Origin of the sequence: Lysinibacillus sp. NPDC093197, from assembly GCF_044754025.1 — a bacterium.
Taxonomy (GTDB): domain Bacteria; phylum Bacillota; class Bacilli; order Bacillales_A; family Planococcaceae; genus Lysinibacillus.
On sequence record NZ_JBIVOH010000012.1, the window covers coordinates 61,035 to 74,067 of the forward strand.

At 31.2% G+C, this 13,033-nt stretch carries 6 protein-coding genes; 4 read left to right on the top strand and 2 right to left on the bottom strand.

The window, feature by feature from the left end; genetic code table 11:
- Positions 1-624 precede the first annotated feature (624 nt).
- The gene (locus ACIP9G_RS21715) at positions 625-1,053 is read left to right on the top strand and encodes a hypothetical protein (protein WP_401022227.1); all 429 of its coding nucleotides are present in this window, start codon (positions 625-627) and stop codon (positions 1,051-1,053) included.
- A gap of 694 nt (positions 1,054-1,747) precedes the next feature.
- On the opposite strand, the gene ACIP9G_RS21720 is transcribed toward ACIP9G_RS21715, so the two are convergent.
- Positions 1,748-6,514, bottom strand: coding sequence for a trypsin-like serine protease (locus ACIP9G_RS21720; protein WP_401022230.1), 4,767 nt, complete (start codon positions 6,512-6,514; stop codon positions 1,748-1,750).
- An 11-nt stretch (positions 6,515-6,525) separates the two neighbouring features.
- The gene (locus ACIP9G_RS21725) at positions 6,526-7,728 is read right to left on the bottom strand and encodes an MBL fold metallo-hydrolase (RefSeq protein WP_401022232.1); all 1,203 of its coding nucleotides are present in this window, start codon (positions 7,726-7,728) and stop codon (positions 6,526-6,528) included.
- A 732-nt stretch (positions 7,729-8,460) separates the two neighbouring features.
- On the opposite strand from ACIP9G_RS21725, the gene ACIP9G_RS21730 reads away from it, so the two are divergent.
- Genes ACIP9G_RS21730 through ACIP9G_RS21740 form a run of 3 tightly spaced genes read left to right on the top strand, consistent with a single transcriptional unit; the run spans position 8,461 to position 12,949 of the window.
- Entirely contained in the window at positions 8,461-9,126 is a 666-nt protein-coding gene (locus ACIP9G_RS21730) for a hypothetical protein (protein ID WP_401022234.1), read from the top strand.
- A complete protein-coding gene (locus tag ACIP9G_RS21735) occupies positions 9,123-11,111 on the top strand; it encodes a hypothetical protein (protein ID WP_401022237.1) in 1,989 nt (662 codons plus the stop codon). The genes ACIP9G_RS21730 and ACIP9G_RS21735 overlap by 4 nt, the downstream gene beginning before the upstream one ends.
- A gap of 23 nt (positions 11,112-11,134) precedes the next feature.
- Positions 11,135-12,949, top strand: coding sequence for a hypothetical protein (locus ACIP9G_RS21740; RefSeq protein ID WP_401022239.1), 1,815 nt, complete (start codon positions 11,135-11,137; stop codon positions 12,947-12,949).
- The last annotated feature ends 84 nt before the right edge of the window (positions 12,950-13,033 follow it).

The window sequence follows — 13,033 nt, forward strand, 5'->3', positions numbered from 1 at the left end:
TCGGCCCCTTACGCATCTTATCATAGGTCTATTAAACAAATTCTGAACAAACCATATTGTAAATGCATCGACTAGTATGGATTACTATCACTGATTTTAAGTTATTATTATCACTTTACTCTTTTTAAATATGCAAGCAGGCTACGGATATCCGTAGCCTGCTTGTTGTTTATTCAGATAACTGCTCTGCACTATCTTCATTTATATAATACGAATGATTTTTCGGCTTTTATGATGATAAAGTCATTGAAAAGCTAATTATTGAATGCAGAAGGAAATTACAATAATTACTCACATGTTCCGTAAAACAACTACAATAAAACAAGCCAAAATACCTACGAACTAATTGCGTACAATACTCGCATCAAATTCCGTGCATTTTAGCGTCACTATTCCTTCGATGATAAATACGTCGAGTATCGACTAAAAATCGTTTCTAGCCAAGTTTACAAAGGCGAAATGAAGGTTACATACTTTCCTATTTTCTATATCAGAAGATGTGAAGAATATAATTAGTGGAATAATCCACCTGTTTCCTCGGCATAAAAAAAACGATAAGATATGTGGGGCAAACTTTAAATTTGTTACTAGAAAATACTCAGCAGTTACATAGGAAGTGAAGAAATGTATTACATAGGACTCTCAATGGGATTATTGCTTGTTATTTCGCAAGCTATATTATTAATTTTTATGTATAAAGACAAAAAGTTGATTTCTTTCGATGGGTTTAAGTCTCTTTTTGGCTTTCTAATAGGAGTTATAATTTTATCTTTGACCCTACCGAGTCTAAATTCAGTGATTCAAAAAGATTACGACGTTATTAGTGGAGATTGTACAATCGAAATTGATTCAATCGGACGCTCAACATCAGCAACCTTTGAAATGATTGAAACTGAAGAACAATATGACTTTTTCGATATCCCCGAACTAGATGCATATCGTAAATCAATTCCATACTATTGTAAATTGACCGTTACAAAAGATCATAATTTTGAAATCGGTTATGAGATTTATGATGCAAAATCACGAAAGCTTATATTAAAAAATTACTAGAGACGAATGAAACCGTCTCTAGTTTTTTAGTCTATGCAGCAATAAAGACCGTTTTTCATCTATTTAATACGTGTAACCTTTGTGATGAACATCCTCCAAAACGTTCGGTTTTCCTTCTCCTCCAATCGTCCGTCGCCAATCTGCAACTAGGCTGTAAATTCTCGCACGTCAGCAAACGTTCTGTGATGTATATAAACGTGTCAGAAATCCGTCTAATCACGTTTCAAGTCGCCTTCACCATAATGTTAGTCATGCTAAGTGGTGGAATATAAGACGTGCCTTTACGTCGGTAAATTGCTGAAACGGTTCAAACTCAGTATCAAATTATGGTATCGGCGGCTGGTTCCGTGGGCACCGAAAGCGTAAATATACACCTATGTATAAATATAAAAAGCCTTACAACCATTGAGGCTGTAAGGCTTTGGTTAGCGTCCCAGGAGGGAATTTCAAATTCATTTGAAGCCTTTGTATTACTGGTTTTTCACTTATGTTGTGTAGAAAATGTGTAGAAAAAAAACACATGAACATTTATTATACTTTTATACATAATATCTTGCTTAACCAGCAGCTCTTCAGCCTGTGTCTATATTATGAAGGATCAAAAAGTCGGTGTTAAGTATTTGTCTAAGAGATGAAATATTCACGGCAAACTGAACGTTTTAAGCGTATTTTTAAACTCTTGATTCATCAAAAATCATCTATAGAGCTGATCAAGTTTATACGTTAATCTCCGAGCTTCGGGCCAACCCACTTTTACAAAAACATCTAAAACTGTTAGCAGGATTTCGTTATTTTCCCTATCTTCAATGAATATAGAACGAAACTCTGATAAGTAGCGTTCAATGAGTTGGATGATTAGATTTTTACCTAACGATTCAAACTGATAGCCACCTTCTTCTCCTAACATTACTATTTTACCTATTCTCTTAAAAGCTTTAGAAGGATCTAAAGTTGCGAAAAACTCTATGGTCTGTATCAAATTGTGTGTAATTGATGGAATACCAAATTCACTAAGCAAATCTAAAACATCACTTCCCTCTTCAAAAAAGCTCTTATGGAACTTTTCAGATGCATAATATTTCTCCATAGTATAATCCTTATTAAGCGCTCCAGATGCAAAATAAACTTGTTTACATGCATGATCAGCAATTCTTGCTATATCATTTATTTGCTTTTGCTTAAGCTCGTTCCATTCATCTTTTTCGTTATATGCTGTCAGTAAGTCGTTATAGGCAATCAATAAATGAACTAATATTTCCTCAAGTAATTTCCAAATTTCATTTCTTACCAAGGATGGATATTCCTTAAGACTTTCATCTGAATCTATCACCAAAAAAGCTCTCATCATACCAATTAGGTGAAGATTTTCACTTGTATAGGCAATTGGATTATTAACAATACTGGAAATGATTTCACGTGATATTGCATCTTCCTTATAAAGGTACTGATCAAGGAATACCATTAAGCATTCATTGCGTAAGTTTTTATACCTTTTATTAAAATCGGTCCCTGAATAAATATTTATTAACAAATCCATTACTTTTATATTATTTTTGTTGATTAAAGGAAACAAAGTCGTTGCTACAAAATATTGTAAAATTGATGTATTCTTTTCATTTAAAGCAATTAGCTCAACCATCTCCCACATAAAATCCTCATGATGCTTTTGCAATGAGAACAACTTTACCACTATTTGGTATCGAACTGCAGGTACAGCGTCAGTAATTAGAGACCTAATAGTAGCCTTTAGATCCTCATCCAGATAATTTTGATATTTTGAAATTTCCATTAAACCTATTGCTGCTTGAATCCTAGGCGCGGGCAATCCCCAACCAACTGACTTTTCGAACGCCTCTTCTTCGCCAGGACTTAAAATCGGATTATTGTGATTAGAACAAATTATAAGTATTTCTTTCACTAACTTCGCTAAAGCTGGGTTCGTTAATATTGCTTCTTGTTTTGATATAATAGAGCATGCCTCTGCTAGGCTATCCCATGTGAGCTCTTGTAGCCGCAAATCCACTCTTGTCTTGTCCGCTTTTTCTAGTAAAGGCTTTAATGCATTTATTGTAGGCATTAAAGACCCCACTTCTTCAATAGTAATTGTTGAATTTGAGTTTCTTTCTATAAATCCTTTAATAGATTTTCTCAAGTTCAGAATTTGATTATTTTGTTCCTTATCTATATCTATTCCTTGTTCTCTTAACGATTTACTTTCATCATATGGCTCACTTTCCCAATCTCGCATATAAAATATAGGATTATTAGGCGGGATACCACCAGGTTTTTTCTGAAATTCACTAATAAGTTGTTTCACGAATTTTGTTTTAATTAAATCCTGAGGAATGCAACCTATTAATTTCCCTACGATTCTTTGTAATCCCTCAAGATTATAAGAAGTATTAAAGGTCGGGATAGCTAATATGGCATTCTCTATTTTCTCCCGATCCTCTTCGGTGATTAGCGGGTAAATTACAGTTATTAAGTCGCCTATTTCTTTGGAAGTATCATAATTAATTAGTATAGGATTAATCCAAGCTAATTCACGAATTTCCATTCCTATAGTATTAGGACAACTTATACCTGAAATGATTAAACGTCTCCAGATAACCGCTGATTTATTAAACGTGATTATTACTTTTATTATTCCTTGAAGTAACTCTTTTTTATTTTCATCATGTCCAAGCTTTATTAAATAATTTTGAAGATGATCAAGCAATTCGACCTCTTCATCAATCTTATAAGTATCACTGTCCCAAATATGACTATGATCAGGTCTAAAGTGAGTCTTTAATCCCAAAAATTCGAATGGTATTCCGTCCCTCGTATTACCACTTGAATGTTTCTTTATTGCATAATTCTCCACAATAGCTATTAAAGTGTATAAGGCATGGAATGGAGCATATTCTAAATAATTCGGGAATTCCTCTTTTAAAAGATATAGAGCGTGTCTATAATCTTGTCTTCTATTAGATTTCAGTGGAAGAATTTTACTTGTTCCTAAAGTTGTGCTCTCCTCGCTTTTTTCTTCGTGAAAAAAAGCAATGCAATAAACGTCTTTAACAAATGATGGAGAATGCTTAAACAATATTGGAAGTTCACTTGCAATTATAGGAATTTCAACATATCCTTTATCTTTAATTCGTTGAGGGGTTAGAAACTTTCCAAGTAACCTTTCTGATTCATCTTTATTACTTAAAAACGTTCTACAAACACTAGTTATAACTGAATTTAGCATCCAATCATGTTCAGGCTTTTCCAAAATTTCTTCTAATAGACGTCTAGCTGCTAGTCCAATGTTCTTATTCATACCAAAATCACTGTTATTATTACATAATGCTGATGTTATAAGGCGAACAGAAGACATGACTACTTTAGAGATGGTCATATTCTTACTTAATATTTCGGCTATACCACCCCATAATTCCATTACGTCTCTTTTTACAGGTTCCTCTACCACTACCATAAATCCACCTATTAGATGGCTCAATGTTAATTCTGCCACTTTACTAGAGTTTAAATCTTGAATTGTTAATCTCTCAAATAATGGATTAAAATCATTTACAACATTGCCCAACTCTACTGCTAATGATGGACCAATTAACTTAGCAACTTCTGGGATAGTTTCATTCTCTATTAACAGGAATACCAGGTCCCAAAATAAAAGACGTGATTCACCCATATACCATATATTTGTAAAAAGATAGACAAAACTAGGTCGAATCACTAAAACTAGGTCTGGATTATCTATAAGGAGACGAACAATCTTTTCAGGATTTTCTTGCATCATTAATCGATAAACAGCATAATCAAATAATATATGATGAGAAAAAGCAATTGTATATCCTGATGGGCTACCTGCGATTGACTTTTGCCATTCTACTAATACATTCGTACTTAATAAATCATGTAATGTACCACTAGTAGTTGCATCAACAACTTTACTACGAGCCGCCCTTAGCGTTTTATTAGCTACCATTTCCTTTACTGTCTTGGTAAGTAGTATCTCTCTTGCATCACGCTGACCATCTCTACGTATAACCCTATAGGACCAATATCGATCGAGCAATTCTCTTTGTGTTCTTATAGGAATTAACTCAGACTCTTCAATACCCTCGTCTAGCAATTCACTTATTATTCTTAAATTAAATGGGAATCTTATTAAATTCTTCATGGTTTCATCTGCTTTATTTAATAAGGTTTCTATTTCAGGTGCTGATTTCAATATTCCTAATGTTTCTTCCTCACTAAATTCAGAAATATATATGTGTCTTAGATTAGAAAACTCAGGATCTTGATATTTAGTTATCGCATCTCCACGGAACAATCTTCGAAGTTCATTATCGTGACGAAGGTCAAACTTCCGAACTGATGCAATTATTCTCCATCTCCACATTTTTCGGTGTACATGAGAGATGAGTGATCTTAAAACTTGTGCAGATTTTTCTGACCGCGCTGCATCTAATGCATCTATCACTATGTATCCTGGTTGTTCGCCCAACCAATTCTCCAGCACTAAATTCAAATCCATTGAAATTCCTAATTCCTCACGAAGAGTTCCTATACTTTCAGCATTAATATGACCTACATCCAAAAAAACAACATCACGCTTTTCCTTATCAAGATTAACGACCAAATCCCTTAAAGCACCCGATTTACCTGCGCCGGGTTCCCCAATTATCAATAATGAGCCATTCTTAACCTCATCTTGTATTACATCAACGCATTCTCTATCAATTTTTACTTCCTCATAATTAATCCATAGCCTTGAGTAATCTGAGTTATTATCAGCCAGCATCTTTGTATAATCCCTAAGCTTTCTTATGTCGTTATAGTATTTACCTATGTTTCCTAAGAAAGGGAAGTTTATATCGTGTTCTGCAAGTAAGGATTGAATACGTATGATGTCCACCATACCAATTGTAGATCCTGGCATTGCATCTGTTAGAATGCCTACCACATAATCACCAATCACAATAGGGGATCCGGATGCCCCTTTAGCACTATATTTTGGATCTGTAAGGTTTGGAACAGCACAAAATAAATCAATATCATATTGATAACTAGTATAATCACTGCGAGTTAGTGCTACTGTTCCTTTAAAAAACTGCCCCTTCTCCTCCTTGGTGATGGGATAACCAAACGATTTCCACTCTATATCCTGTTCAATATTTACTCTAGCCAATTTTAAATGACTAACTTCTACCGGCCTAGAGAGTTCTAAAACTGCTATATCAGGTAAATTGGTATTCTCGACAGATGTAGGATAAATAACTTTAGCACTAATAACTTCTTCGCAATTCAATATAGGAAAATCAACTTCAATTTCTTCTCCGTATCTCAATGCCTCATCTACGACATGCAAAGCTGTAATAGCAATAATCGGGCTAATTAGAAATAAGGAACCATCCTTTGTTCCACAATGAATTTTTCCAATCGAATACGTAAACTGCTCATCCATTCTATATCCCCCTAAATAACTATTATTGAACTTTTTTTTGTTTCAGCTGTAATCACCGAATAGTTAAATTCCTGCTCCCATTGTTTCTTAGAAAATATTGATGAAGTTTCTGTTTCATAATTAAAGAATATTTTTTTGTGTTTTTTGTCACTTACCACTAAACGTGCTAAAGCTTCTAAATGAGGATGTCCATGATTGGCACCATTAGTTGATATTAAGTACTTATCCGAGTGAATAAAATCTAAAAAATCTTTGCTAGTGTTTGCCTTACTTCCATGATGTGAAACTTTTATTGCATCAAAAAAAATAGGGAAACTATCATTGTTATACAGCATTTCAAGACCATATTTAATTATAGAAGGTTGGCTATCGGCTAGAAAAAGGATTTTTTTATCGTAAAAATCAAGAATGAAGGTTATTGAACTAGCATTGATTACCGACCTTTCCTCTCTAAAAGAGGTTTCCGCTATAGATATTAATCCTTTATGCGATGACGTTTTCTCAGATAAATTAGGTACACCCCAGTCAGGGTATAGATAAGAAACAAACTCTACAGCATCATCTAAAACTCGGTCATCCACAAGAGGTACACCTGGAAATAACTTTTTTAATCCAATCCTCCAATGTTCTCTTAGTCGATCCAACTGTGACCCTGACGGAGATAATATAGTTAAGTTAACATCTTCATTTAATGCGATCGGCTCAGTATTAAATGTTACTGCATGTCCATCAAACAAACTATTCCATGAATATTCATATTTATATAAAAGACTAGCAATGCGAGTGCCTTGTTCAATACTAACTTTAGTTTCTTCGCGCTGGATTTTTTTTGTTGGAAGTGATTTTACTTTTCTTTCAACTTTTCTCACCAATTTATCAGGTATTGTTTGCAAACCCTCACTGATAGCAAGATGCCTATAGCTGTTATGCCATACTTCTTTTACTTCGATGATACTAGGATTAGAATTATATCCATTTTCCTCAAAAAAGAACTGCGCACCTTCTACATGATCTGCATCCACATGCGTTAACACTACCAAATCAAGCATCTCACCATTGGAACTTAGTTCTAGTAACCTCGGCTTAATAAATTCTCTGTAAGTTTCCTCATAACCAAAATCTATTAGTATATTGCTTGTTCTTTCCCCTTTACACCTAACTAGAAATGAATCGCCATTGTCAGCGGGGAACATTTCAATAATTATTTCGCCCATAGAATCCCCTCTCGTTGAAAATAATGTTAATTCAACTTCTTTTATATAGGGAGCCCCCTTATTTCAAGGTGACCCCTTTTTAGCCTATTGACTAAGCAATGTTACTCCCCTCTAATCATATCTATTGTTATAAAAATTATACTATTAATATTACAAAAGTTATTTAAAAAAGTCATAACCACTGTAATGAGAAAAAGTGAAAACCGGCAAACTTTAGACTGCTATTTTTTTCACAGGTGGTAAATAACACAATTTTTCATGTGTTCAAATGTTGTTCAACTATTTTACATAAACATTTATTTCAAATAAGAACTGTTCTATTGAAAAAAGTGCGCTCCGTAAGTGAAGTCTATTTTTAATAACTTAAACATCGCCTCAGTCACAACATTATCATAAGAGGCATCCCTTTGTGCAAGGCGATTGTTGTAATCCTTAAGCTTGATATACCAGCTCTGCTGTTTTGTTTGAACTCGCACAGTGCGAAAAAGTTTGGCATGAGCATGCATAATAAACAACCTTTAAGTTAATAATCAAAGCGCTATCCCTTATTTTTCATGTCCAACTTATTGTAGCTGATTCAGAGTTGGTATGAGACTGATAAGGTATTCCTTAGTAACGAAAGAAAATAAATATTATTTTTATCTTTCGACTAATTAAGAACATTTGTAGTGGTAAATTGTAGTAATTAATGTAGAATTGAAAAGACATTACTTTTAAGAGGGGAATAGAGAAATGAATGCTATAGCCAATTCATACCGTAGTAAATTAAGAATTTTATTAATACTTTACTACTTTTCAGAAGATATAAAGGGGGATAAAGTAAAAGAAACTCATATAAAACAGTTCAAAAGTGAAGTTCGTATTCAAAAAATTGACTTTTTGATTCGTTATCCTGACTATCTAGCTGCAGAATTATTAGAACTTATTGAAACAGACAATAGTGATATAAATATTGAGGAAATAAAGGCTACTATTATTTCTATATTTAAATATAATGAACCAGAAATTAGACGAGAAGATATGCTACGCTTCTTTTTCGGAGCTTATGAAGATATTGATGATATTATTGCATTTTTAATATCAGTTAATTTTATTGATTATACTAGCAAACGAAGTATTGATGGCAGAATTTTCGAAAAAGTATACTATTTAACAGACTTTGGGATAGAAAAAATTGAAAAGGATATTTTGAAAAATCTTGAAAATGCCTTTTGGTATAAAAAAAGATGCGAGTTGATTAGAAAATATTTTGGAAATCTTTCAGGGACAGAATTAAAAATAAGACAATATGAGCATCAAGAGTATAAAAACACACCATTAAATGAATATATTAATGGAATTCAAGATGAGGTCAAAGAGAAGTTTTATAAGATATTTGGAGAGGAATTAGTTAAATGAATTGGGATAATTTTTTGTCGGATGTATATAAATCATGTGATCAGATATTAAGTATTGAGGAAATATCCAAAATACTTAATATAAGTAATTATGAAAAAGATAATCCAATTTCGCAAGGAAAGCGGTTGATAATAAAAAGACTTAAACTCAGCGGCAAAAAAATAACTGGAGAGGTTATAGATTATGATAAAAACTTCTTTACAGGAGTAAATGTTATTTTCGCAGACAACAATAAGGGGAAATCTTCTATATTTAAAATAATTAAATTTGCATTAACAGGAGATAAAAGCTCTGTCAAAAAAGATGTTTATGATTGGATAGATACTATATTATTTGAATTTGATTTAAACAATACTACTTATTCAGTATATATAAATTTAACAAACACTAGAATTAGAAGTGGACTTTATAGAAGTTCAATTGACTCCTTAATTATCAACGAAAATGGATACATAGAATTAGAAGATATTTTAATAAACTTTGAGGCAAATACTGAAACTGCATTTAAAGACAAAATGCAGAATTTCTTTTTTGAACAATTCTCATATTATAATTTAACCTGGACTAGTAGCACTAAAAAAAGCCTTGAACTCATTGAAAATAATACTTCATGGAAAACATACTATAAATCTATCTATTTAGAATCTAAGGATTATAATGTACTCTTTTTAAATTCTGAATTTGGGTCTCAAAACAAGAAAGTTCTTGAAATGATTTTAGGATTAAAGTACACAGCCCTAATTAATTCATGGAATAAGCAAAGTGATTATTTACAAAATAGTATAAATAAGAAACTTTTTATTGAAAAAGTACAAGATGGAAATAACCAAGAAAAAAATGAATTGGTTACAGAATTAGAAAAATTAAATATAAAAATCTCTGAGATGCAAGAACAGCGTAAAACAACCTTTAAAAAGACTCTTAATATCGAAAATTATAAAATACAAAGCCTTAAACTTTTCAATTTGGCGAAAGAAATCACAGCTTTAAACAATCAAGTTGGACAACTTCAGAAAGAGAAGCTTCAGATAGAAAAACGTATTACTAACTTAACAGAGGAATTAAACTTTGGTTTCTTTTTTAGTAATTTAGATATTAAAAAATGTCCAAGATGTGAGCATGAGATTAAGCCTTCGAGAGAAATTAGCGAAAAAACAAATCATAAATGCATGCTATGTGAAGACCCTTTAGATCCAAAAAATGAAGAAGACGAAGAAATATTAACTAGTAAAATTAATGAGTTATCCGAAAATCTCGCAAAGATTTCAGCTGGAATTGAGAGATTAATGGAAAACATTATTCAAAAGACTGAAGCGAAAATACATTTAGAATCTAGTTTAAACAAACATGAACAAGAAGTTCAAGATTATTCATTTGAAGATAAGCAAATAGATCAGCTTTCTAAATTAATTGAAAAACGGATTGAAATAGAACATAAACTAGTGAAAAAAAATACAGAAAATCCTGATGCTACATTTGAAATTTTAGATCACAAATTAAAAGTAATTAATTGCGCAATAAATTTATTGAATAAATTAAGATATAAAGAAAGCGATAATATCTTGAAAAGTTTGTGTTCCTTAATTTCCAGTCAGTTAATTAGATTTGGGCAAAAAAACATTGACCAAGTTACCATAAAAGACAATCTAGAAATCATCTTTATCCAAAATGGTAAAGAAAATAAGTTTAGTGAGCTAAACGAAGGTGAACAACTAAGAGCCAAAATAGCCGTAGTATTAAGCTTAATTCTTTTAGATGTAAAATACAGTGTTGGAAGGCATCCAAGAATATTAATAATTGATTCACCAGGTAAAGAAGAAGTAATAAGCAATGATTTAATTAGTCTAGCTAGTATTTTCAAGGAAATAGAAGATGAATATAAAAATGATCTGCAAATTATTATTGGGACCGCTTTAGAAGAATTAAAAAATGCTAGTGTTGATTATAAAATTGATGCGAAAGATGAAGGGAAAACAATATTTTAAAATTTAAATGGGAGTGAAATTTTATGGAAATTGATTATGAAACATTTTTTTCAAGGTCTACTCAAGATAAAATTGTTCTCCTAGAAGACTGGATACAAAAATGTGGTGATTTAAATTTCAACTCAGAAAGAAGCCTAAAAGGATTTTTTCGAAAAATCATAGAATATGAAACTAATATCTACATAAGGAAACTTAGTATAGAATTTTTATCTTTTTTATCTGCTATAGAAAAGATAAGAAAATCATCAACTATAGATATTTTACTAGATATAGAAGATTCAGATTCTCCTCAAATTATTGTTGTTTCTTTAAAATATCTATATTTTTTCTATGATGATGATAATGAGATTTTAAAGAAGTTTCAAGATTTTAAAGAGTTGGAAGATGGGGATGTTTCATCTGAAGCATATTTTAGATTAGGGTTAATACATCTAATAAATAATAATGAATTTAGTGATAAGATAAGTTTCTTAAAATGTCTTGAGAGTAGTGCTAACTTTTTTAAAGCTGCCTATCTTTCAGTGGAAAATAGAGTTGATGCAGAGTATTTTTATGAAGTAACGAATTATTTAATATCAATTCTGAGTGAAGATAAAACAAGTGCTGAATCAACACTTAAAAAGTTAATAAACTTATCTTTTATTAGATCAGCATTTAGTTATTCAAATGAATCACTCAAATTAGAGAATAAAATTCTAGATGTATTATTAAATGTTTATAGGATATTTGAAAATTCGAATAACCATAAAAATTGGATTGATTACGCTAAAGAGTTTGGTAAATTATCCCAGTATCATATGGAGTTATTAAATACATCGTTATCTTCTGATAAGATACAAAATCAACTTATTGAGAGCTTCAAGAAATCTATTAATTCTCAAATTCTAGAAAATATATATATAAATAATTTTGCTTACTATACAGTTAAAATAAATAATATTCAAAATCAATATGCTGAAGATGAAATTTTAAGCTCCTTTTTAAATATAGTAAAATCATCTATTAGTAGTAACAACGAAAAAAAAAACGAAGATACTCAGTATCTAAGTATTTGCTTACAGATAAAAGAAATTTTACCATATGTAGATACTGACGACTTAGTACAGAAATTAAAAGATATTAAAGATGTTAAAGATATTAAAGATATTTTAAGTCTTATAAAGTCTTATACTGAGCAAAAATATGAAAGAAATATGGATGTTTATACAGGTGATATAACTGGTCAAGAAATTTACTTAAATATGCTATCTTCTATAAAACAGGCTATCCCTAACTATAGCGAGCAAAAGTTAAATACTTTTATGCGTATATTAGAAGAAACTATTAGATATTTAATGCTTACAGTAAAATCTAAACGCTCAGATGATTTCAATTACTTGTATATAGAAAAACATAATGGTAAAGGTGATAAAGCCTCAGAAAGGGATTTTCAAGATAGCCTATATAAGCATTTTTTATATAGCAAAATTGCTTATGCATCGGAGGAAGAAATTAATAACTTTGCTGACGGTGGAAGGATTGACATCGTTTTCAAACTAAATAATCTTACTTTCCCTATTGAGCTGAAAAAAACCAAAAATCCAATTTCTAAAGTTTCTATTAGAGAAAAGTATCTAGAGCAACTTCATACATATATTTACTCGTATGACCAATTGGGAATATTTGCTGTCTTAGATTTGAATGAGAAAACAGCTCCTGTAAATGATGTAAGAGAACTAGTTTATTTAGATAATATTAAACCTTTGTATAAAGTTGAGAATAAATATCCAGATTTTATTGTTGTAGTCATTATTCCAGGGAATAAGCCTTTACCGAGTGATAAATCAACATATACCTAAATCGAGGGTTGACTATTTTTTATTCATTTATAGGTAGTATGCTCTAAATATAGATATTATTAAAACTTTATAACATGACGTAAA

What these genes read in the sequence shown, in the direction of transcription:
- ACIP9G_RS21715 (WP_401022227.1), top strand. Translation starts at nt 625, where the DNA reads ATGTATTACATAGGACTCTCAATGGGATTATTGCTTGTTATTTCGCAA.
- ACIP9G_RS21735 (WP_401022237.1), top strand. Translation starts at nt 9,123, where the DNA reads ATGAATTGGGATAATTTTTTGTCGGATGTATATAAATCATGTGATCAG.
- ACIP9G_RS21740 (WP_401022239.1), top strand. Translation starts at nt 11,135, where the DNA reads ATGGAAATTGATTATGAAACATTTTTTTCAAGGTCTACTCAAGATAAA.
- ACIP9G_RS21730 (WP_401022234.1), top strand. Translation starts at nt 8,461, where the DNA reads ATGAATGCTATAGCCAATTCATACCGTAGTAAATTAAGAATTTTATTA.
- ACIP9G_RS21725 (WP_401022232.1), bottom strand. Translation starts at nt 7,728, where the DNA reads ATGGGCGAAATAATTATTGAAATGTTCCCCGCTGACAATGGCGATTCA.
- ACIP9G_RS21720 (WP_401022230.1), bottom strand. Translation starts at nt 6,514, where the DNA reads ATGGATGAGCAGTTTACGTATTCGATTGGAAAAATTCATTGTGGAACA.